We start from the raw sequence: 22,523 nt of genomic DNA, 5'->3' as shown, positions 1-22,523 counted from the left end.
CTCCTCTTCTGTTGTGCTGCGAACCAGACTACAAAGCGTCCGGTACGTCCCGCACGTACAGCAAAGGGAGCGGTCCCCTAATCGTGGGAACCGCTCCCTTCACGGCGTTCTTACTTGGCGCCCGCGGCACCGCGGCGGATGCCGAGGCGCTCGACCAGGATGCGGAAGCGCGCGATGTCCTTCTTGGCCAGGTACTGCAGCAGGCGGCGGCGCTGGCCGACCAGGATCAGCAGGCCACGACGCGAGTGGTGGTCGTGCTTGTGGGCCTTCAGGTGCTCGGTCAGGTCCGAGATGCGGCGGGAGAGCATCGCGACCTGCACCTCGGGGGAGCCGGTGTCGCCCTCCTTGGTGCCGAACTCGGTCATGATCTGCTTCTTCGTAGCGGCGTCGAGCGGCACGCGTACTCCTCGTGATAGGTCTTCGTAGCCACCGAGTGCCCCAGGTCGAATTCTCTGGGGAGCTTCCGTAACTCGGGAGGCGGGTCCGCTGGGCGCAGTTCTTCAGAGGCTTCGTGAGAAGGCTCCGGGAACGCGTACACAAGCGGCCGTCACCCACAGTACCAGGCCGCCGGAGCGGCCCGTCTCAGCTGGTGAGCGCGCGGGCCGCGGTGTAGACGTCGAGGACGGCCAGGCAGAGCGGGACCAGGCTGAGCAGCACGGCGGCCTCGGTGAGGTCGAGGAGTCGACCCCAGAAGGGTGACAGGCCCTTGCTCGGGATGACCAGCGCGATCATGGCGAGCAGCGCGGCGCCCGCGGCGACGGCGGCCGAGAGCCAGATCGTACGGATGTCCAGGCCACCGTGCTCCCCGTACTTGTACAGGTCGTCCAACAGGGCGGTCGGCGGGTTCAGGGCCAGCCCGAGGACGAGCAGGGCGATGGCGGCGAGCCCGGCGGTCAGGGCGCACACCACCTGCGAGGTGTAACGGAAGAGGCGGGCGCGCAGCAGCATGGCCAGTCCGGCGCCCAGGGCGAGGAGCTGGCCCCAGAGGTTGTGGGAGAAGCCGAGCACGGCGGCGGAGCCGACGACGACCGCGGCGCAGCCGCCGACCAGGCCGAGCAGCATCTCGTGACCGCGGCGGGCCTGGGCGGCGATCAGCTCGGCGTCCAGGGGGGCGCCCTGCTCGGAGGGGTCCGAGGAGGGGTCGCCGTAGGGCTCGCCCTCGTAGCGGTCCGGGGTCTCGTAGTCCTCCACGGAGCTCTGCGGGGCGGCGTAGCCGATGGGCAGCCGGGCGAAGCGCGCGGAGAGGCCGGGGAGGAAGGCGACCAGGGCGATGGCGGTGGGGGCGCAGACGGAGGCGGTCGCGGTCGCGGAGGCCTCGGTGAGGATCGCGACGAAGGTGGCGATCGTGCCGGTGGCGCCGAGGAAGGTGGCCGCGACGAAGGGGGCGTCGCCGCTGGGGGTGAGGGCGGCCAGGGCGACCGAGGCGACCAGGACGACGACGCAGCCCAACAGGAACTGGAGCCGGCCGGGTCCCTGGCCCGGGTCGGGCCCGATGATCCCGGAGCCCGCGATCAGCAGGAGCGGGAGGGCGCCGAGGCCGAGGGCGACGGCGGAGCCGCGGTCGCGGTAGACCCGGGCGCGCAGGCCGGCGGTCGCGGTGAGCAGCAGGCCGATGGTGCCGGCGATGATGCCGGGCAGGCCGTGCATGTCGTGGCGGACGGGGTCGGCGTACCAGAGGACGAAGCCGATCAGGACGAGCAGCAGGACGGCGCCGGCCAGGCCCGCGCCGCGCAGCATGTCGTCGCTCCAGCGGTGCCGGTCGCGGACCACGGCCGAGGCGACGGCGTCGGAGACGTCGTCGAAGACGGCGGGCGGCAGCGATTCGGCGAAGGGGCGCAGGCTCAGCACTTCGCCGTCGAGCACCTGCTGGCCGGCCAGGGTGCGGGCGCCGTCGAGGACGGTGCCGTCGCGGCGCACCAGGTGGTAGCCGGTGGGGGCGCCGACGGGCTGGGTCTGGCCGGTGAGGCGGAGCAGCTCGGGATAGACGTCGGCGACGGCGATGTCCTCGGGGAGGGCGACGTCGATGCGGCTGTCCGGGGCCACGACGGTGACCCTGCAGAAACCCGTCGTTGCGGCCGTACTCACCTGTGTGACCCCCTGGTTGGCGGACTCGTCCGGCGTGGCGCCGACACCTGCCGCGCTGCGGATTCGCGGATGCGCATGCTGCGCGCGGCCACCCTACCGGGCATAAGGCGGACTGTCGGCAAGTAGGATCACCTCCGCGCGGAGGACACCCGCTCCGCACCCGGGACTTGGGGGCGCCGGTATCGACGTCCCGTCCGCTTTCGAGGGATTGATGCTCCGGTGAGCCAGATCGTCGTCAAACGCCCGCCACGGTCGCTGCCGCCCGAAGTGCCTTCGGACGAACTGCACCTGGAGCCGCCGCCGGAGCTGCCGCGCGGGCAGCAGGAAGGCATGGCGATGCAGCTCCTGCCGATGCTCGGCATGGGCTCTTCCGTCGTGTTCTTCTTCATGCCGAACGTGCCGTCGTTCATGCGCATCATGGGTGTGCTGATGCTGGTGTCGACGGTGGGCATGGTGATCGCGCAGATCATGCGGTACCGGCGCGGTACGCAGGGGCAAATGGCCGACGTGCGCCGCGACTACCTCAAGTACCTCGCGCAGACGCGGCGCCAGGTGCGGCGGACCGCGCGTTCGCAGCGCGACGCGCAGCTGTACCTGCACCCGGCCCCCGAGCAGCTGTGGTCGGTGGTGGCCGAGGGCTCGCGGCTGTGGGAGCGCCGGGTCGGCGACGAGGACTTCGGACAGGCCCGGCTGGGCCTGGGCGCGCAGCGGCTGGCGACGCCGCTGGTGGCGCCGGACACGGCGCCGGTGGACGAGCTGGAGCCGCTGACGGCGGGCGCGATGCAGCGCTTCCTGAAGGTGCACTCCTCGCTGGACGGGCTGCCGGTGGCGGTGTCGGTGCGGGCGTTCTACCACGTGACGGTGTCCGGCGAGCCGGAGGCGGCGCGGGGCACGGCGCGGGCGCTGGTCGCCCAGCTGGCGACGCTGCACTCCCCCGAGGACCTGATGGTGGCCGTGGTGGCCGCGCCGGGCGCGGTGCCGGTGTGGGACTGGACGAAGTGGCTGCCGCACACGCAGGTGCCCGGTCAGGTGGACGGCGCCGGCACGAAGCGGTTGTTCGGTGACGACCTGGGTGAGATCGAGGACCTCCTCGCGGCGCGGTTGGACGGGCGGCCGCGGTTCAGCCGGGACGTGCAGCCGGTGCTGGACCAGCCGCACATCGTGGTGGTGCTCGACGGCGGGATGGTGCCGCCGGATTCGGTGTTCGCGGCGGCCGAGGGGTTGCAGGGGATCACCATCGTCGAGGTGGTCCCGGGCGAGCTGGACGAGCCGCGCGGCGGGCTCTCCGTCGTGGTGCGGCCCGGCCGGCTGCGGCTGGAGTCGGGTGCGGGCATCGCGTACGAGGGCGTGCCCGACGTCCTGTCGCTGCCCGCGGCCGAGGCGTTGGCGCGCCAGCTGGCGCCGCTGCGCACGGGCGGCGGGGACGACGACGAGCCGCTGCTCGCCAACCTGGACTTCACCGACCTGTTGAACCTGGGCGACGCGGGCTCGATCGACGTGGCCCGGACCTGGCGGCCGCGCTCCGCCGGTGAGCGGCTGCGCGTGCCGATCGGGGTCGGCGAGGGCGGCGCCCCGGTGATGCTGGACCTCAAGGAGGCGGCGCAGGAGGGCATGGGGCCGCACGGCCTGTGCGTCGGCGCGACCGGTTCCGGCAAGTCGGAGCTGCTGCGCACGCTGGTGCTGGGCCTGGCGGTCACGCACACCTCGGAGACGCTGAACTTCGTCCTCGCGGACTTCAAGGGCGGTGCGACCTTCACGGGCATGTCGCAGATGCCGCACGTGGCGGCGGTCATCACCAACCTGGCCGACGACCTGACCCTCGTGGACCGCATGGGCGACTCGATCCGCGGCGAGCTCCAGCGGCGCCAGGAGCTGCTGCGGTCGGCGGGCAACTACGCCAACATGCACGACTACGAGAAGGCGCGGGCGGCGGGCGCGCCGCTGGAGCCGCTGGCCGCGCTGGTGCTCGTCATCGACGAGTTCAGCGAACTCCTGACGGCGAAGCCCGACTTCATCGACATGTTCATCCAGATCGGCCGGATCGGCCGGTCGCTGGGCGTGCACCTGCTGCTGGCCTCGCAGCGGTTGGAGGAGGGCAAGCTCCGCGGCCTGGACACCTACCTCTCCTACCGGATCGGTCTGCGGACCTTCTCGGCGGCGGAGTCGCGGACGGCGATCGGCGTGCCGGACGCCTACCACCTGCCGTCGGTGCCCGGTTCGGGCTACCTGAAGTTCGGCACGGACGAGATGACCCGCTTCAAGGCGGCCTACGTCTCGGGCACCTACCGCTCGGGCGGGCCGGACCTGTCGGTGGGCCGGTTCCCGTTGGAGCGGCGGCCCGCGCTGTTCACGGCGACGCCGGTGCCGGTGGTGTACGCGGCGCCGGACCCGGCGTACCTGGCGGCGCAGGCGGCGCGCGCGGACGACGCGCTCGCGGACACGGTCCTCGACGTGATCGTGGCGCGGCTGGAGGGTCAGGGCGTGCCCGCGCACCAGGTGTGGTTGCCGCCGCTCGACCAGGCGCCGCCGCTGGACCAGCTGCTGCCCGCGCTGGCCAGCACGGCGGAGCGCGGACTGCACGCGGAGGGGTACACGCGGCCCGGCGGGCTCGTCGTGCCGCTCGGCCTGATCGACAAGCCCTTCGAGCAGCGGCGCGAGGTGCTCTACCGGGACTTCTCGGGCGCCGCCGGCCACCTGCTGATCGTCGGTGGTCCGCAGTCGGGCAAGTCGACGCTGATGCGGACGCTGGTGTCCTCGTTCGCGCTCACGCACACCCCCCGCGAGGTGCAGATCTACGGTCTGGACTTCGGCGGCGGCGGTTTCTCCGCGGTGCAGGACCTGCCGCACGTGGGCGGGATCGCCTCGCGGCTGGACCCGGAGCGGGTCCGGCGCACGGTCGCGGAGGTCGCGGGCGTGCTGAACAGGCGCGAGGAGTTCTTCCGCGCGCACGCGATCGACTCGATCGGCACCTACCGGCGGCGGCGGGCCTCGGGCGACCTGGCGGAGGAGGCGTTCGGTGACGTCTTCCTGTTGATCGACGGCTGGGGCCAGTTCAAGAACGACTACGAGCACCTGGAGCCGGTGGTCGCGGACATCGCGGCGCGCGGGCTGGGCTACGGCATCCACGTGGTGCTGACCGCCTCCCGGTACATGGAGGTGCGCGCGGCGCTCAAGGACCAGATCCTGGGGCGCCTGGAGCTGCGCCTCGGTGACGTCATGGACTCCGAGTTCGACCGCAAGGTCGCGGCGAACGTGCCGCAGGGCGCGCCGGGCCGGGGCCAGGTGCCGGAGAAGCTGCACTTCATGTCGGCGCTGCCGCGGGTGGACGGGCAGTCGGGGCCGGACGGGATGTCGGACGCGACCGCCGCTTTCGTGGAGTCCGTGCGGACGGGCTGGTCGGGGCCGGGGGCGCCGGCGGTACGGCTGCTGCCGCGCAAGCTGCCCGCGGACCGACTGCCGAAGGGCTTCGAGTACCCGGAGCACGGCATCGCGATCGGCATCGACGAGACCAACCTGGAACCGGTCTTCATCGACTTCGAGACCGACCCGTTCTTCCTGATCTTCGGTGAGAGCGAGTCGGGCAAGACGGCGCTGCTGCGGCTGATCGCGAAGCAGATCAGCGAGCGCTACACGCCGGAGCAGGCGCGGATCGTGGTCGGTGACTACCGGCGCACCCTGCTGGAGGCGGTGCCGTCCTCGCACCTGTTGGAGTACGCGCCGATGGCCTCGGCCATGCAGATGCACATGGAGGCGATCGCGACGGTCATGGGCAAGCGCGCCCCGGGCCCGGACATCACCCCGCAGCAGCTGCGCGACCGCAGCTGGTGGACCGGCCCGGAGCTGTTCGTGATCATCGACGACTACGAGCTGGTGTCGACGAACGCCTCGAACCCGCTGTCGCAGCTGGTGGAGAACCTGCCGTTCGCGCGGGACGTGGGCATCCGCTTCATCGTGGCCCGCTCCTCGGCGGGTGCGTCGCGGGGTGCGTACGAACCGTTCATGCAGCGGGTCAAGGAGCTGGGCGCGCAGGGCCTGATCCTGTCCGGCGACCGCAACGAGGGCGACATCCTGGGCAACGTCCGGGCCCGCCCGATGCCCCCGGGGCGCGGCACCTTCGTCTCCCGCAAGCGCGGCACCCCGCTGATCCAGGCGGGCTGGCTGGCGGACCGTTAGCACAGGGCGGTGCGGGTGGTCCAGTACCGCTGACGGGCGGGGCGGGCGCACGTACGATGCGGGGAGTGGCCGCGCAGTGACCACCCGCACCGCCGAGAGGAATTCGTGCCGATGGCTGACGCACACGAGAAGGACGCGCTGTACGCCCTGGACATTTCGGGCGTGGAGTGGACCAGTGCTCCGGGCACCGAGGAGCACGAGGAGCGGGTCGAGATCGCGCACCTGCCCGAGGGTGCGGTGGCGATGCGGTCCTCGCTGGATCCGGAGACGGTGCTGCGCTACACCGAGGCGGAGTGGACCGCCTTCGTACTCGGCGCGCGCGACGGGGAGTTCGACCTCCGCTAGGCGCGGTCGTCGCACACGTACGAGAGGGGCCCGCGCACCGAAGTGCGCGGGCCCCTCTCGTACGTTCGGGGTGCTGCCGGTCAGACCATCCGGAAACGCGTCGCGTTGCCGCGGTCGGTGTCCTGGTAGCCGACGAGCGAGCTGTCGAGCAGATTCGCGATGTTGCCCAGCTTCGCGTTCATCTGGTCCATGTTGGTGGTGACGTCGCGCTGGATCTCGAGGTAGGCGGTCTTGGCCTCACCCTCCCAGCTCTCGGCGACGGTCTTCACCTTGTTCATCAGGTTCTCGAGGCCCTGGCTGAGCTGCGAGCTGGTGGTGCGCACGTCGGACGCGGCGGTCGCGACGGTGTCGTAATTGACTGCGAGTGACATCGCTGTCTTCCCTCCCGTTGTGGTTCGTTACAGCCGTGCGGGCGTGCGTCAGACGCCGAGGATGGAGCTGGTGTTGCCGCCGACCTTGCGGATCTCGGCGATGCGCTCCTGCTCCTGGGCGGTGAAGCCCTTGACGCTCATGCGCATGGCGTCCTCCAGCTCGATCAGGCGCTGCTTGATCTTGTTCATGTTGTCGTTGACGCCGCGCTGGAGTACGTCGTACTCCTTGCTGGCGGCACCCTGCCAGCCGGCCTGGATGCGGTCGACGACGTCGTTCAGGCGGTTGATGCGGCCCGAGAGATCAGAGTGGTACGTGTTGATCTCATCTGCGAGCTTGACCTTCTTTTCGTCATCGACTTGAAGGTTCATCGCCATGTCGGTTCTCTCCCGTCATCACACTTGTGAAGTCCACTGACACTGTAGCCACTTCATAGGACAGGCCCAACAAGTATGCCCGGGCAGGTGCTCGGTTCCCGGAGTGCAAACCCGCGTTCCGGCCTACGCAGGGGCGCTTGGTCCGGTTCGGCGCCTTCTGCGACGCCTCTCCCGGGCCACCGCCGCCGCTCCCGCGATGACGGCGATCAGGACGGATCCGATGCCCAGAGCGTACGTCCCCACGCGCGCCTGGCGCTCCTGCGCGGTCTCGTCGAGGACGAGCGGCGCGGCTTCGGGCGCGGCCGCGGGCGGCGGTCCCGGGTCCGCGCTCGGCGGCCCGGCCGGCGGTGTGGCGCTGTCCGTGGCGACCGCGCGGACCGGGTCGACGACTCCCCAACCGACGTAGTCGTCGCGGCCGTTGACGGCGCGCTCGGCGGACTGCTCGATCTGCCAGATGATCTGCGGGGCGGTCCACTTGGGGTTCTGGGCGCGCAGCAGGGCCGCGAGGCCGGCGACGTACGGCGCGGAGAAGCTGGTGCCGTTGTCCACGCACTGGCCGAAGCCGGGAACGGTCGAGACCATGTCCACGCCGGGCGCCGCGACGCCGACGAAGGGTCCCGGCTGGGAGAAGGCGGCGCGCTCGTTGTTGCGGTCCACGGAGGCGACGGCGAGCACGCCGGGGAAGGCGGCCGGGTAGGTCTTGCGCTTCTGGCCGTCCATGCCGTCGTTGCCCGCGGAGGCGACCACGACGATGTCGGCGGCCACGGCCTCCTTGACGGCCTTGCCGAGGTCGGATTCCTCGGCCATCGGCAGGGTGGTGTCCTGCGAGATGTTGATGACCTGGGCCTTCTGGGCGATCGCGTGGCGGATCGCGGCGGCCAGGGTGTCGGCCTTGCCGGTTTCCTTGTCGTCGTTCTGCCGGATCGGGATGATCGTGGCCTCGGGGGCGAGCCCGACGAATCCGGTGCCCTCCTGCGGGCGGGCCGCGATCAGGCCGGCCACCTTGGTGCCGTGGCCGACGGTGTCGGTCGTGCCGTCGCCGCCCTTGGGGTCGATGTAGTCCTTGCCCGCCCCGACGTCCACGGCGGAGGCCAGCTGCGGGTTGACCCGGTCCACGCCGGTGTCGATGACGGCGACCCTGACGCCCTTGCCCTTCGTCTTCGCCCACAGCGCGTCCAGCAGCAGGCGCTGGAGGGCCCAGGGGCGGTCCGCGATCTGCTTCTTCATGGGGAAGGTGCACTCGCCCGCGCCGGCGAGCCGGACCGCGGGGACCGCCCCGGCGGGGCGCGGGTCGGCGGTCGGGGCCGCCGCCGCGGCGGCGGACGTCAGGGTCGCCGCGGAGGTCAGGGCGAGGGCCGTGGCGCAGAGCGCGACCCGGTGGCGCGCCGCCTTCGGCTTCGGGGTCGGCTCAGGGGTTGGCATCGGCATCGGCGTCCTCACGAACCCTGGGGCTGGCGCGCGGCGTTGGTGTCCAGCCGGGGGCCCTTCGACAGGAACTCGGACCACGCGATCGGCACCAGGGCCGGTACGACGTTCCCGTAGCCCAGCCGGATCTGCGCCTGGCTGGCTTCGGGGCGGCCGTCGGAACCCTTCGCCTTGGGGTCGGTCGCGCCGATCTTCGAGTGCTCGGCGTCGCTGTCCCCGTTGGCCTGGACGGCGTACCGCAGGCCGGTGTCGGTCACGAGGAACAGGGTGCCGCCGGCGCTGCCCTGGTTGCCCTGGGTCTGGGTGTAGAGGAGACCCGAGCCGGGGGTGACGTACGCGCTGGTGCCGCTCGCGGTGATGTCGACGGGGAAGCCGGTGCCCGCCCAGGTGCTCATCGTCTGGTTGCCCTGGCCGTCGACGCCGCGCAGGACGTTGCAGACGGTGTCGCGGTCGGGGCTCTGGCCGGAGCCCGCGGCGGGGGCGGGGGTGCCGGGTGCGGGGGTCCGGTTGATCTGCGCGGACTTCTTCGCGGGCCAGCGGGCGTCGCCCCGGAAGGGGACGGGGTCCGGGCTGAGGGACTGCAGGTCCACCTCGCGCGGCTTGCCCGTCATGTTGAGCTTGTCGGTCGCGGGCGCGTTGATGAGCAGCCAGGCGACGAACTCGGTGACCGGGGAGACCTTGCCGCCGGGCAGCACCACGTAGTGCTGCGGGCCGGAGCCGGTCACGGCGCGCAGCACCATGCCGACCCGGTTGTCGGCGGTGCTCAGCCCGGACACGCCCGCGTCCGCGCCCACGCCGGCGGGCAGTTGCGGGAAGCCGAGGTCCTCGCCCGGCTTCAGGGTGGCCAGCCACTGGTCGGTGACCTGCTGCGGAGTGCCGCTGCCGACCAGGGCGTTGGTGAGCTTCTGGGCGTCGGAGGCCGCCGGGCTGCCGGCCGCGCCCTCGGGGAACTTGTACTTGGTGCCCGTGGCGTCGACCAGGAAGCGTTCCTTGGTCGGGCCGGAGCTCTGGACGTAGAGCACCTGGCCGTCGGCGACCCGACGGGCGTCGTCCAGCAGGGGGGCCTCGCGGTCGGCCAGGACGAAGGCGGCGGTCTGCACGCCGTGCCCGTTGCCGCCCGGCTGCTGGCAGACGGCCCAGCGCTTGGCCTTGCCCGCGTCGGCGGGGGCGGGCAGCCGGTCGGGGGCGTAGGGGATGCCGATGATCGGGCCGCGCGGGGGCTTGCCCCCGTCCAGGAGCTTGTCGTCGACCTGGATGACCTGGAACTTGTCCGGGTCCAGGAGGAGCCGGGCGGACGCCAGGTTGAGGACGGGGTGCAGCCGGGTCTGCGTCTTGCCGCCGTCCTTCGTGGTGAGGACCACGTACCGGGTCGTCGAGTTCTTGCCGACGATGACCTTCGCGCCCGGCTCGGCCCATCCCTTGGGGGCCTGGGACTTGAACATGCCCCACGCGCCGAACGCGGCGAGGATCAGCGCTCCGACCACCAGCCCCGGCACGGCCGCGCGCAGGGGGCGCGGCGCGCCCTCCTCGGTGCCGGTGGCGGACGGCTGGAGGAACGCGGCGACGGTGCGCCGCTTCGCAAAGGTGTACGCGTTCAGCTCATCGCGTCGTGATGCCATGACCGCCTGCTTCTCCCCGCACGGCCCGGTCGGTGGGTCCGGTCCCCGAGCCTCGATTGTCGGACCGGGCACCTACTATGCCTGTTGACGGAGGGTGCGCAGGGGCCGGGTAGGGTGAGGGCGCCGCTCCGTGCCTCCCGTACCGGGGTAATCAGGGCTTGTTGGGGTGGTTAGGGGAGATTCCGGGGTCACGCGGGCAGTTACCGCACCGTCGGAACTCACGGGGCCCGGCCCCGGGAAGGGGAGGTCCGCCAGTGAGGACGACCGCGAGGCAGCGGCGTGCGGCCGAGGCCGCACCGGAGCGCGGCGCACCGTCCGCCCGGGAGCACACGGGGAATTCGAGTACCGCGTCAGGCGTGACACCACACCCCCGGTCGAGCCCGGGGCGGTTCGGACCGTTCCGATTGCAACAGCTCGTCCTGGTCCAGGTCGCGGCCGCGGTGCTGCTCGTCGCCTGGGTGGTGGACCCGCTGCTGCTGGTGCCGGCCGGCGTGCTGGCGGCCGTGCTCCTCCTGCTGGCGGTGGTCCGCCGCCACCAACGCTCGCTGCCCGAGTGGATCGGCACCGCGCTCGCGCTGCGCGCACGCCGCCGCCGGGCCGCCTCCTCCCCCGTGCCCACGGGCACCGAACCGGGGCTGGCCCCGCTCGTCGAAGCCGATCCGGCGCTGCGGACCTGCACGTTCAGCGACCGCGACCGCCGTCCGGTCGGCATGATCGGCGACGGGACCTTCCTGACCGCGGTCGTCCAGGTCGACATGGACGCGACCGCGCTGCGCCCGGACCGCTCCGCGCGGCCGCTGCCGCTCGGCATCGTCCGGGACGTCCTCGAAGTGGACGGCATCCGGCTGGAGTCGGCGCAGCTGGTGCAGCACACCCAGCCCGCGCCCGCCCCGCACCTGCCCGCCCAGTCGATGGCCACCCGCAACTACGCGCCCCTCCAGGCCCTGACCGGCACCCCGGCCGTCCGCCTCACCTGGATCGCGCTCAAGCTCGACCCCGAACTGTGCCCGGAGGCGGTCGCCGCGCGCGGCGGCGGCCTGGCGGGCGCGCAGCGCTGCGTGGTGCGGGCCGCCGACCAGCTGGCGAGCCGCCTGGCCGGGGCCGGTTTCCGGGCCACGGTCCTCACCGAGCAGGAGCTGACGGCCGCGCTGGCGACCTCCTCGTGCGCGAACCCGATGGCGATCACCCAGGCGGGTCGCGCGGCCGGCCGCGCGGGCACGCCCGGGCGGCGCACCGAGGAGACCCCGCGGACCTGGCGCTGCGACGACCGGCGGCACACGACGTACTGGATCTCGCGCTGGCCGCAGCTGGGCGGCGGCGCGGCGCCGCTGCCGCAGTTCGTCGCGCTGCTGACCTCGCTGCCCGCGCTGGCCACCAACTTCAGCCTGACCCTGGCCCCGGCCGAGCGGCACGGGGTCACCGTGACGGGACACGTCCGGATCACCGGGCGCAGCGACGAGGAACTGGTGGCCGCGCGGCGGGCGTTGGAGACCACCGCGCGCGGGGTGAAGACCGCGCTGGTCCGACTGGACCGCGAACAGCTGCCGGGCGTACTGGCTTCGCTGCCCCTCGGCGGCGCACGATGACGGTGGGATCACGATGAGAGTGGGATACGGGCTGGTCGGCCCGCGCCGGGAGCGGCACGCGATGCCGGCCGCGGACCTGGACGGGCTGGCCCTGCCGATCGGGGACGACGGCGTGGTCATAGGCGTGGACGCCGATGGCCGACCCGCGGTGCTCGGCATCAACCGTCCCGCGCCGTACGAGGTCACCCTCATCGGCGGCCTGTGGACGGCCCAGGTGCTCGCGCTGCGCGCGGCGGCGACCGGGGCCCGCGTGGCGGTGGAGACCGGGCGCCCGCAGGTCTGGTCGGGGCTGGCGCAGGCCGCGGGCGGCGGCCAGCAGTGCGTGACCCTGCACGAGGTGGGCCGGGTGCCCCCGCAGGGCGCGTCGGCCGGTAGCCCGGTGCTGGTGATCCGCGACTGCGGGATGCGCCCGCCGCGCGGCCGGGTGGTGGCCGGGCCCTGGCAGTCCGTGCTGACCCTGCTGCCCTATCTGAGCCCGACCGCGCCGAGGTTGCTCCAGCAGTCCTCGTTGGTGGGGGTGCAGCGGGTGTCCCCTGACGAGGCGGACCAGCTCGGCCGGCTGATGAACCTGCCGCGGGGCGCGGTGGAGTCGCTGCCGACGCTCGGCGACGGCGTGACGCTGTGGTGCACGCCGCGGGACCGGCAGTTCGTGATGACGCAGGGCACGGATGCGGAGACGGGGCTGCTGGGGGCGGCCCGACGGATCGACTGAGCGGTCCCCTGGCCGGGTGGCCGTGGATGTCCTGGTTCCGGTGACGGGGGTGTCCTCGGGGGCCGGCGGTTCCCGTGGGCGTCCTGGGCGAAGGGTTTGCGCAGCTCGTCGGGCCCGCCCGGCTTGCGCGGGGCGCCGTGCGGGCAGGCGTCTTCGTACGCGCCCGTCGCGCGCCCGTCCCGGCGGCGGGGCCGTGCGCGCGGGCCCCGCGGGCGGGGGCGGGCGGCCGGCCGACGGCACGCGACCGGAACCGGACCGACCCGTGGGGCGTCCGCGCCGGTGACGGGTCGGGTCCGGAGGTCGGCGCCGGGCGCGATTAGGCTGACCGTGGGCGCGGTGCCGATGGGGGCGCCGGCCCGGTGTTCGACCAGACCAGGAGGACCAGTGAACGGCGATCGGAACGAGAGCCGCGGCGGGACGTGGAACGTCCCGACGGACGATCAGTCCGACGCGGAGCCCGAGCTGACGGGCGAGTTCACCATCGACTACACCCCGCCGGCCTGGTACACGCAGGACGCGCCGGCGGGCCCGACCCCGCCGGACCTGCCGGCGGGCAGCGGGTTCGAACCGCACCGGCCGGGTGATATCACCTCCCCGTCGACGATGCGGATCGCGCCGGTCCCGGCGCAACCCTCGGCCCCCCGCCCCGCCGAGGCGACCGGCGGCTCGCCGTTCCCGGCGGCGCGCGTTCCGGGTACGGACGCGCCCGCGGACGCGGCCCCGACCGGCTCCGCCCCCACGGGCGCGCCGCACCCCGCCGCGGCCGACACGCCCCTGCCCACGGCCCCGACCACAGCCCCGGCGCCGTACCCGGCCACGGGTGACACTTCGCCGTACCCGGGCGCGCCGGTCACGGGTGGCACTTCGCCGCACCCGGGCGCACCGGCCGCGGGTGGCGCCTCGCCGCACCCGGGCGCGGGCGTTCCGCCCCTGGGCTCTCCCGTCCCCGGCCCGGCCGGGGACGGCCTCGCGCCCTACCCCGCCACGCCCGCCGACGCCGGTGCGGTGACGCCGTACCCCGCAGCGCCCGGCACGGACCCGGGCACGCCCGTTGCCGACGCCGAGGCGGCGCCGCCGGCGCCGTACCCCGGCGCGCCCGACGCTGCCGCGCAGACGCCCGGCGGTGGCTCCTACTCCGCGCTTGCGGGTGCGGGTACGCCTGCGGATGCGCCGTACCCCGGCGCGGCCGCCGCGGCCCCGGTCGCGGACGACCACGCGCCCCGCTCCGCCGACGCGGGTGCGGCGGCGGGTGGGAGCGGTGGTTCCGGGTTCACCCCCGCGGGTGACTCGGTGACCGCGTTCCCGGAGGGCCCCACCGCCTCGGCCGGACCGGAGGCGACCCCGGCCGACGGCTCGCCCGTACCGCTGTCCGGCGCCGTCGAGCCGACCCCGGCGGACGGTTCGGCCGCGCCGTCGGCCGGCCCGACCCCGTACTTCCCTCCCGCGCCGGAGACCGCCCCCGCGTCCGCTCCGGTGAGCGGTGCGACGGCCCCGGACCCGTACCGCGGCGTGGCCGACGCGCCCGCGGGTGACGGGAGTTCGCCGTTCCCGGCTCCCTTCCCGGCTCCGTACGCGGCGGCGCCCGCGCCCGCCGTGGCCGCCGCCGAGCCGCAGGACGCCGCCCCCGGGCAGCCCTGGTCCGCTCCCGCGGCGCCGGCCGAACTGCCGCCGCTGCCCGCCTCGTTCCCCTCGCACGCCGTGGACGAGCCGGCTCCGGACCCGCAGCAGGGGTACGGGTACCCCCCGGCCCCCGCACCGGCACCCGCACCCGCCCCGGCGCCCACCGCGCCGCCCGGCTACGGCTACCCGGCCGCGCCCAACCCGCCCCAGACCGGCGCCCCTTGGGGCCAGCCGCAGGCGCCTCACGCACCCCAGGTCCCGCAGCCGCCGCAGACCCCGCAGGCACCGCCGCAGGGCGACCCCCGGCTCGGCCAGCAGTGGCCGCAGCCCGGTGGCCCCGGCGCGCCCGGCCCGCAGGACCCCCGCTACCCCTCGGCCTCGCCCACCGGCGGCGCCCCGCTCGGCTACACGGCCGCCGTGGAGCTGTCCTCCGACCGCCTCCTGCGCAACAAGCAGAAGCCGAAGAGCAACCGCGCGGGCGGCTCCGGCGGCGCCGCGGGCCTCTTCCGGTTCGGCGGCAAGGCCGCCGAGGCGGAGCGTCAGCGCAAGCTGGACCTGATCCGCACCCCGGTCATGTCCTGCTACCGCATCGCCGTCATCAGCCTGAAGGGCGGCGTCGGCAAGACCACGACCACCACCGCCCTCGGCGCGACGCTGGCCACCGAGCGCCAGGACAAGATCCTGGCGATCGACGCGAACCCGGACGCCGGCACCCTCGGGCGCCGTGTGCGCCGCGAGACGGGGGCGACGATCCGCGACCTCGTCCAGGCCATCCCGTACCTGAACTCGTACATGGACATCCGGCGGTTCACCTCCCAGGCCCCCTCCGGGCTGGAGATCATCGCCAACGACGTGGACCCGGCCGTCTCGACGACCTTCAACGACGAGGACTACCGGCGCGCGATCGACACGCTGGGCCGCCAGTACCCGATCATCCTCACGGACTCGGGCACCGGGCTCCTCTACTCCGCGATGCGCGGGGTCCTGGACCTGGCCGATCAGCTGATCATCATCTCGACCCCGTCCGTGGACGGTGCGAGCAGCGCCAGCACCACGCTCGACTGGCTCTCCGCCCACGGGTACGCCGACCTCGTCTCGCGCTCGATCACCGTGATCTCGGGGGTCCGCGAGACCGGCAAGATGATCAAGGTCGAGGACATCGTCCAGCACTTCGAGACCCGCTGCCGCGGGGTGGTCGTGGTGCCGTTCGACGAGCACCTGTCCGCCGGCGCCGAAGTGGACCTCGACATGATGCGGCCGAAGACGCGCGAGGCGTACTTCAACCTCTCCGCCCTCGTCGCCGAGGACTTCGTCCGCGCGCAGCAGTCCCAGCCGCAGCCGCACTGGCAGCAGGGACCGCCGCACGCCGCGCAGGCACCGCAGCAGCCCCAACCGCCGCAGCCCCAGCCCGCACAGGCGCCCCCGCAGCCGTACCCCTACCCCCCGCACTCCCCGTACGGCCAGCCGCAGCAGCCCTACGCCCCCCAGCAGCCCCAGCAACCACAACAGCAGCCCGCCCAGCCCCACCCCCAGCAGCAGCCCCCGCAGCCCTACGGCCAGCCGTACCCGCAGCAGCAGCCCCAGCCCGGCCAGGGCTGGCCGCAGCAGCCCCCGGCCCCGCCGCAGGACCCGCGCCAGTAGCGCCACCGGCAACAGCGAGGGCCCGTACCGTCCAGGGGACGGTACGGGCCCTCGCCCGTTCCTGCGGCGCCGACCGGGCGGCCGGCGCCGCGCGTCGTGGTCGCCGGTCAGCGCTCCGCGTCGTAGACGTCGGTCAGTACCCGCGCCCGCTTCACGTCGTCCGCGATGGCCTCCAACAGGCCGTCCAGCGACTCGAACTTCGCCATCCCGCGCACGTACGCGAGGAAGTCGACCGTCACGTGCAGCCCGTAGAGGTCCAGCCCCACGCGGTCGATCGCGTACGCCTCGACCGTCCGCTCGGTCGCGTCGAACTGCAGGTTCGTGCCGACCGAGATCGCCGCGGGCATCCGCTCGCCGTCGGCCGTCAGCCAGCCCGCGTAGACGCCGTCCGCCGGGATCGCCGTGTGCGGCAGGGTCTCGACGTTCGCCGTCGGGTAGCCCAGCTCGCGGCCGCGCTGCGCACCGCGCACCACGACGCCCTCGACCCGGTGCGGCCGTCCGAGGATCTCGGCCGCGCCCTCCATGTCGCCCTCGGCGACCAGTCGGCGCACGAGCGTGGACGAGAAGGCCTCGCCGCCGCCCGCCGTGCCGCGCACAACCAGGTCGATGACCTCGACCTCGTAGTCGTAGGTGGCGCCCAGCTCCGCGAGGAAGGCGACGTTCCCGGCGGCCCGGTGGCCGAAGCGGAAGTTCGGGCCCTCGATGACGGTGCGCGCGTGCAGCTTGTCGACCAGGACCTTCACGATGAAGTCGGCCGGGGAGAGCTGCGAGAACTCCGCCGTGAACGGCAGGATCAGCAGCGCGTCGACGCCCAGCTCGGCCATCAGTTCGCCGCGCCGGTGGTGCGGGGCCAGCAGCGGCGGGTGGCTGCCGGGGCGCACGACCTCGCTGGGGTGCGGGTCGAAGGTGACGACGACGGACGGAACGCCCAGTTCGCGCGCCCGCTCCACCGTCCGTCCGATGATCAGCTGATGACCCCGGTGCACACCGTCGTACGAGCCGATGGTGACGACGCTGCGTCCCCAGTCCTGGGGGATGTCCTCCAAGCCACGCCAGCGCTGCACTGTGACCGCTCCTCGCCCGAACCCGTGTCGTACCTGTAGAGATTGCAGGTCTAAGACTGCCATGCCGGTGCTCCGGGGCCCGCATCGGCATCTGCCTCAGGTCAGGGGCACGTCAAGGCACCCTTGAGTCCGGGCGCAGCGTCTCGATCATCCGCCGCGCGCTGGGCCCGAGCAGCGAGGCCGCCTCCGCGGGGGCCTCGGCCAACCAGCGGGCCGCCAGCGCCCCGAAGGCGGGGACGGCTCGCGCCAGCTCGACCGCGCGCCGGTCGAAGACGGCCGCACCGCCCGGTGCGCGCAGCAGCCCGCGCCCGGTGCGCCGCAGCAGTTCCCGGCTCCGATCGGCGGGGCGCGCGGCCGCGCCGAGCGCCACGGCGCCGAGCAGGGCGTCCAGTACCCGCACGTCGGCCTCCGTGTCGAGGAGTACGTCGACCAGTTCGTCCCGCAGCGCGTACGCGTCCTCCCCGCCCGGCGCCGCGAGCACCTCGGCGAGCGCGGTCCGCACGCCGACGGGCCCGTCCAGCAGGTGCAGCACCAAGGGGCGCAGCACCGGGCCGGCGCAGGGGCCCTGCGCCAGGCGGTGGTGCACGAAGGCGGCCGCGTGCGGGGCGTCCTCGGGGCGCCGGGCGAGGTGGGCACGGACCAGCTCGGCGGCCCGACGGGCCAGCGCGGGCGTGGTCAGCACGGCGAGCGCCCGCAGCACCTCGCCGTCGGCCCGGTCGGCGAGCGCGTCGAAGACGGCGTCCTGGTCGGGGAGGACGGGCAGCGCGGCCACCAGCTCGGCGGCGGGCAGCCGGGAGCTGCGCGCGCGGAAGCAGACGAGCGCGTCCGGCAGGTGGCGGGCCCGCTCCTGCGGGTCGCGCAGCAGGATCGCGAGGGCGGTGCCGTGCAGCGAGGCGTCGGCCGGGCGGGCGAGGATCGCCTGGGCGGCGAAGCGGAGCAGCTCCCGGTCCGCGGGGGTGCGCACGTGCGGGGCGGCCGCCAGTGCGTACGTGGCGGCCGCGACCCGGCGTCCGGGGCGCTCGTCGTGGGCCCACCGGTCCACGGCGCGGCTGACGGCGGAGGGTTCCTCCTCGGCGAGTACGGAGAGCAGCTCGTCGGCGCGGGGGTGCGCCGCGGTGACCAGCGCCTCGGCGAGGTCGTCCACCGCGAAGCGGCGGTGCGTGTGCAGCAGGGCCTGGGCGGCGGTGGCGACGGTGGCCCCGGGACGGCCGTGCAGGCGGCGCTCGTCGCCGAACCAGGCGCAGAGCAGCGGCTGGACGGAGCGGGCGTCGCGGGCGAGGCGGCGGGCCGCGGCGTCGAGGAAGCGGTCCGCGCCCGCGCCCGGCGGACCCGGCGCCGGGTCCGGTGACGGGTCCGCCGGGAGCAGGCGGCGCAGCAGGTCGAGGCGGTCGGCTTCGGGCAACCGCAGCCGGTTCCAGAACCAGCCGCCGAACTCCCCGGGACCGGCGCGCGAGACGTGCTCCGCGAGGGCGTGCAGGACGGGGAGTTGGGGCAGGACGTCGTAGCGGCGCAGCAGGGCCCCGCGCACGAGCCGCCCCGCCCACCAGCCGCGGTCCCCGTCGGTCCCGGCGATCCCCTCGTCCCCGCGCTCGGCCAGCAGGTTCAGGACCTCGACGAGCCGGGTGAGGACCCCGGTCAGGGCCGGGTCGGGCAGGAGCAGGAGGGCCTCCAGCACCGGTCCGATCCGGTGGCGCGGGACGGGGAGGCCCAAGGCGACGTCGGGGTGGTGGACGAGCGTGTCGAGGGCGGTCGGCACGTCGAGGTGGGCGGCCTGGAGCCAATCGGACAGCTCCTCGTGGGCGAGCCGGTAGCCGCCGGGGCCGGCGGGCACGAGCAGCCCTTCGGCGAGCACGGCCGAGGCCCAGCCGGTGCGCCAGGGGAAGAGCTCCTCGAAGGAGGCCCGGTCCAACTGCCCCTGCCCGGGACCCAGGCACCGCCGCGCCGCCTCGTGCACGCGTCCGCCGACGCGGGCCGCCAACCGCCGGACCCCGGGCCCGTGCACCCCGGCCCCTCCCCCGGGCCCGCGCCCGGCCCCGGGCTCCGGCTCCCGCTCCGGGCCAGGGTCCGTGCCGGGGTCCGTGCCGCCGCCTTCGCGGGGCGCCTCCGGGGCGGGCGGCAGCCACCAGCCGGGGGCGTCGTACTCCGCGCCCCCGGACGCGGAGGGCTCCGCCTCCGGCTCCGGTCCCGGCGTGTCGGCGACGCCGTCCGGACCGCCGCGCTCCCCCGGGTCCGACGACAGCGCGGCGCCACCGGATCCCGGGCCGGACGACCCGGCGGCCTCCGGCGCCGGGTCCGTGGTCAGCGGGGAGGCCGATACGCGGACCGCGACGCGCAGGCACATCAGGTCCAGGTGGGCCGCGAAGATCTCGTTGCGGGACGGTCGGCCCGAGGTGACGCCGGCCGCGCGGACGTCCGACAGCAGCCGCAGCGCCAGCGGGTGGCGGGCGGCCAGCGGGTCGACCCCGTCGTCCGGGACGCCGTAGCGGGACCGGGCCAGCGCGGCCTCGTCCGGGGTCAGGTCGCCGAGGCGCAGCGCCGGCGGGAGGCGGCGGGCCGGGCGGCCGGGGGTGTGCAGGGCCTCGGGCGGATAGAGCGCGCCGGCCCGCTCCCAGTGTTCCGGCCGCCCCGCCACGATCAGCCGCGCGCCGGTCCGGGTCAGCCAGGCCGCCGTGCCGGCGGTCCAGTCCGCCAGCCGGTGGGCCAGGTGCGGCGGCATCTCCTCCGGCGCGTCCAGCAGGACCAGCAGCGGCCGCCGGGCGCGCACGGCCAGCGCCGCCACCCGTTCCCCGAGCTCCGGATCGACGGTCGGGATCCGGGGTGCGGCCACGATGCGGGCCGCTTCCGACAGCGCCCTCCCCACCGCTTCGCCCACGGAGCCGTCGGTGGCCAGCAGGTCCGCGCCGCGCAGCCACACCGTGGGGGCCGGTGCGCAGCCGCGGGCCCGGCGGGCGGCCAGGGCGGCCAGCTCCGTGGTGCGGCCCGCGCCCGGCTCGCCGACCAGGCCCAGTACCGGCCGCCCGGAGCCGAGGAAGGCCTCGAACTCCCGGACGGTGCCCGCCCGTTCCACTGCCTCCACGGCGGGTGCGGGGGCCGCGGGTCCCATCGTCATCCCGGTCAGCTGGAGGGCCCCGGCGAGGTTCAGGTCGTTCCCGTAGCCGGGGACGGTCGCGGCGTTGCGGGCCAGGAGTTCGGCGAGGGGGCCGCGCGGGTCGGCAGCGGCCGCCGCGTGCAGGGGGACCACGAAGGTTCCGCAGCGCTGGTCCGCTTGGAGTGCGGTGCTCACCACCGCGAGCACCGAGCCGGTCTCGGCGTCCAGCACGGGACCTCCGCAGACCTCCCCGCCCAGCCTGAGGGCGTCCCGGCCGTCGGTGCCGATGGCCAGTTCCACCGCCGCGGCGACGGGCCACGGCCCGCCGTCCCCCACCCGGTCCGCGACCGCCCGGTAGGTGACCTGCGCGCCCCCGAGCACCCTTGCCTGCCGCCAGCCCCGCGCGGCCAGCCGGACGTACGCCCCCGGCTCGACCGCCTCCCGCGCGGCCACCGGCAGCGGCCGCACCCCCAGGCCGTCGGTCCGTACGAGCGCCAGCGCGGTCCCCGGCAGCAGGGTCACCTGGTCCGCCGCGGCGAGCCGGCCGCGTTCCCCGGCCCCGCGCAGCAGGACCCGGTCGAGACCCTCCACCGCTTCGTGGGCGGTCAGTACCGTCCCGCGGTCATCGGCGACGAAGCCGCTCCCCCGCGGGTGCCCGGCCGGGTCGAAGATCCCGACCAGTCCCACCTCGCGCTCCGGATCGGCCGCGCCGAATGCGGCGCCCTCGGCGCCCTCGGCATCTTCACCGCCCGAACCAGCCGTACCGCCCGTACCGCCCGTGAACGCCATCGCCGCACCCGCTCCCCGCCACGCCCGTACTCACGACGGTAGGTCGGTGAAGATCAGCGCGAAAAGCACGCGTCGCGAAAGCGCCCCCCTTCGCTCCCTCCATTCACTCCGAGCGCCTGCTCGGACGGGTGAATAAGGGGGTCCGGGTGGATAGAGACCTACCCGAGGGGGGTCGTGGAGCGGTGAGCAGCGGTCTTCGAGCGCTCACCGCTCCACGTCGAAAGGCGTCGAGCGCCGCCGGGCACGACCCGGCGGCCGGCGTGTCAGACGAAGACCGCCAGGGACTTCGCCTTGCCGCCCTTGTTCTCCACCAGCCCGAGGAGCGTGCCCTGCGGCCCGTAGACCGCGACGGTCCTGCCCACCGGGTACTCCTCCGGCATCTCCAGCCGCACTCCGTTGCCGAGCAGTGCGGCGCGCCGGGCGTCGAGGTCCCAGCGCGGGAACGCCGCGGCCGCCGCCTCGGCGATCGGCATGACGGTGAGTTCCTCCTGGTGCTGCTCCAGGGTGCGCGCCTTGTCCAGCTTGTACGGGCCCACCCGGGTGCGCCGGAGCGCCGTGAGGTGGCCGCCGACGCCGAGGTCGGCGCCCAGGTCGCGCGCGAGGGCGCGGATGTACGTACCGCTGGAGCAGACGACGGAGACGACGAGGTCGACGACCTTGGTGCCGTCCTCGGCCTCGGCCTCGCGCATGTCGTAGACCTGGAACGAGGAGATGGTGACCGGGCGGGCCGGGATCTCGAAGTCCTCGCCGTCACGGGCGCGCTTGTAGGACCGTACGCCGTTGATCTTGATGGCGCTGACCTTCGACGGGACCTGCATGATCTCGCCGGAGAGCTTGGCGATGCCCTCGTCCACGGCCTCGCGGGTCACCCCGGAGGCGTCCGTGGAGGAGATGAGGTCGCCCTCGGCGTCGTCGGTCAGGGTGTTCTGGCCGAGGCGGATCGTACCGAGGTACTCCTTCTCGGTCAGCGCGAGGTGGCCGAGCAGCTTGGTGGCCTTCTCCACGCCGAGGACGAGGACGCCCGTGGCCATCGGGTCGAGCGTGCCGGCGTGGCCGACGCGGCGGGTCCTGGCGATCCCGCGCATCTTGGCGACCACGTCGTGCGAAGTGAAGCCGGACGGCTTGTCGACGATGACAAGGCCGTCCGGCGGCGGGGTGCGGTCAGTGCTCATTCCGCAGCTGCGTCCTCGTCCTCGTCCGGCTTCTTGTACGGGTCGGCCTCGCCCGCGAACGTGGCGCCCGAGGACGCCTCGCGCACCTGGGCGTCGGAGGCGCGGACCTTGTCGAGGAGGTCCTCGATGGTCTTGGCGTTCTCCGGGAGGGCGTCCGCCACGAAGGTCAGCGTGGGGGTGAACTTGGTGCCGGCCGCCTGGCCGACCGCCGAGCGCAGGACGCCCTTGGCGCTCTCCAGCCCGGCTGCCGCGCTGGCGCGGTCCTCGTCGTCGCCGTACACCGTGTAGAAGACCGTGGCCTCCCGCAGGTCACCGGTGACCCGGGTGTCCGTGATCGTCACGTGCGTACCGAGACGCGGGTCCTTGACTCCACGCTGGAGCTTCTGGGCGACCACCTCCCGGATGAGGTCTGCCAGCTTCTTCGCGCGCGCGTTGTCGGCCACTGGTCCGTCTCCTTC

General features: G+C 74.4%; 15 protein-coding genes. 5 read left to right on the top strand and 10 right to left on the bottom strand.

Annotated elements, in window-relative coordinates:
• Positions 1-110: 110 nt before the first annotated feature.
• Positions 111-398 (bottom strand): 30S ribosomal protein S15, encoded by a 288-nt coding sequence (rpsO, locus tag ACIQWR_RS04195; protein WP_330332947.1) that lies wholly within the window; start codon positions 396-398, stop codon positions 111-113.
• A 184-nt stretch (positions 399-582) separates the two neighbouring features.
• Entirely contained in the window at positions 583-2,085 is a 1,503-nt protein-coding gene (eccD, locus tag ACIQWR_RS04190; RefSeq protein ID WP_404004985.1) for a type VII secretion integral membrane protein EccD, read from the bottom strand.
• Positions 2,086-2,304: 219 nt separating this feature from the next.
• Here eccD and eccCa point away from each other — a divergent pair, with 219 nt between their 5' ends.
• Positions 2,305-6,258 (top strand): type VII secretion protein EccCa, encoded by a 3,954-nt coding sequence (eccCa, locus tag ACIQWR_RS04185; RefSeq protein ID WP_404004984.1) that lies wholly within the window; start codon positions 2,305-2,307, stop codon positions 6,256-6,258.
• Between the two features lie 111 nt (positions 6,259-6,369).
• The gene (locus ACIQWR_RS04180; RefSeq protein ID WP_399265854.1) at positions 6,370-6,603 is read left to right on the top strand and encodes a DUF397 domain-containing protein; all 234 of its coding nucleotides are present in this window, start codon (positions 6,370-6,372) and stop codon (positions 6,601-6,603) included.
• A gap of 80 nt (positions 6,604-6,683) precedes the next feature.
• On the opposite strand, the gene ACIQWR_RS04175 is transcribed toward ACIQWR_RS04180, so the two are convergent.
• The 4 genes from ACIQWR_RS04175 to eccB form a co-directional block, all read right to left on the bottom strand.
• Positions 6,684-6,974, bottom strand: coding sequence for a WXG100 family type VII secretion target (locus ACIQWR_RS04175; protein WP_354383793.1), 291 nt, complete (start codon positions 6,972-6,974; stop codon positions 6,684-6,686).
• Between the two features lie 48 nt (positions 6,975-7,022).
• The gene (locus ACIQWR_RS04170) at positions 7,023-7,343 is read right to left on the bottom strand and encodes a WXG100 family type VII secretion target (RefSeq protein WP_354383792.1); all 321 of its coding nucleotides are present in this window, start codon (positions 7,341-7,343) and stop codon (positions 7,023-7,025) included.
• 129 nt (positions 7,344-7,472) lie between these two features.
• Entirely contained in the window at positions 7,473-8,771 is a 1,299-nt protein-coding gene (gene mycP / locus ACIQWR_RS04165; protein WP_404004981.1) for a type VII secretion-associated serine protease mycosin, read from the bottom strand.
• A 14-nt stretch (positions 8,772-8,785) separates the two neighbouring features.
• On the bottom strand, positions 8,786-10,393 hold the full coding sequence (gene eccB, locus ACIQWR_RS04160; protein WP_404004980.1) for a type VII secretion protein EccB: 1,608 nt from the start codon (positions 10,391-10,393) through the stop codon (positions 8,786-8,788).
• Between the two features lie 404 nt (positions 10,394-10,797).
• On the opposite strand from eccB, the gene eccE reads away from it, so the two are divergent.
• The 3 genes from eccE to ACIQWR_RS04145 all read left to right on the top strand — a co-directional run bounded on the left by eccE (position 10,798) and on the right by ACIQWR_RS04145 (position 15,952).
• The gene (eccE, locus tag ACIQWR_RS04155; protein ID WP_404004979.1) at positions 10,798-11,979 is read left to right on the top strand and encodes a type VII secretion protein EccE; all 1,182 of its coding nucleotides are present in this window, start codon (positions 10,798-10,800) and stop codon (positions 11,977-11,979) included.
• Positions 11,980-11,992: 13 nt separating this feature from the next.
• A complete protein-coding gene (locus ACIQWR_RS04150; RefSeq protein ID WP_399265847.1) occupies positions 11,993-12,691 on the top strand; it encodes a hypothetical protein in 699 nt (232 codons plus the stop codon).
• Positions 12,692-13,075: 384 nt separating this feature from the next.
• Positions 13,076-15,952: an SCO5717 family growth-regulating ATPase gene (locus ACIQWR_RS04145; RefSeq protein ID WP_404004977.1), complete on the top strand. Its 2,877-nt coding sequence runs from the start codon at positions 13,076-13,078 to the stop codon at positions 15,950-15,952.
• A gap of 107 nt (positions 15,953-16,059) precedes the next feature.
• Here ACIQWR_RS04145 and ACIQWR_RS04140 read toward each other — a convergent pair whose 3' ends face one another.
• The 4 genes from ACIQWR_RS04140 to rbfA all read right to left on the bottom strand — a co-directional run bounded on the left by ACIQWR_RS04140 (position 16,060) and on the right by rbfA (position 22,508).
• A complete protein-coding gene (locus ACIQWR_RS04140) occupies positions 16,060-17,016 on the bottom strand; it encodes a bifunctional riboflavin kinase/FAD synthetase (RefSeq protein WP_385779807.1) in 957 nt (318 codons plus the stop codon).
• A 112-nt stretch (positions 17,017-17,128) separates the two neighbouring features.
• Positions 17,129-20,893, bottom strand: a complete 3,765-nt coding sequence (locus tag ACIQWR_RS04135) for a trypsin-like peptidase domain-containing protein (RefSeq protein ID WP_404004975.1) — start codon at positions 20,891-20,893, stop codon at positions 17,129-17,131.
• Positions 20,894-21,156: 263 nt separating this feature from the next.
• On the bottom strand, positions 21,157-22,065 hold the full coding sequence (gene truB / locus ACIQWR_RS04130; protein ID WP_404004973.1) for a tRNA pseudouridine(55) synthase TruB: 909 nt from the start codon (positions 22,063-22,065) through the stop codon (positions 21,157-21,159).
• Positions 22,062-22,508 (bottom strand): 30S ribosome-binding factor RbfA, encoded by a 447-nt coding sequence (gene rbfA, locus ACIQWR_RS04125; RefSeq protein WP_399265836.1) that lies wholly within the window; start codon positions 22,506-22,508, stop codon positions 22,062-22,064. The genes truB and rbfA overlap by 4 nt, the downstream gene beginning before the upstream one ends.
• Between the last annotated feature and the right edge of the window lie 15 nt (positions 22,509-22,523).

The organism is Streptomyces sp. NPDC098789 (genome assembly GCF_044759975.1).
Taxonomy (GTDB): domain Bacteria; phylum Actinomycetota; class Actinomycetes; order Streptomycetales; family Streptomycetaceae; genus Streptomyces.
Note: the sequence above shows the minus strand (reverse complement) of the source record. Positions and strands in the feature narration are given on the sequence as shown.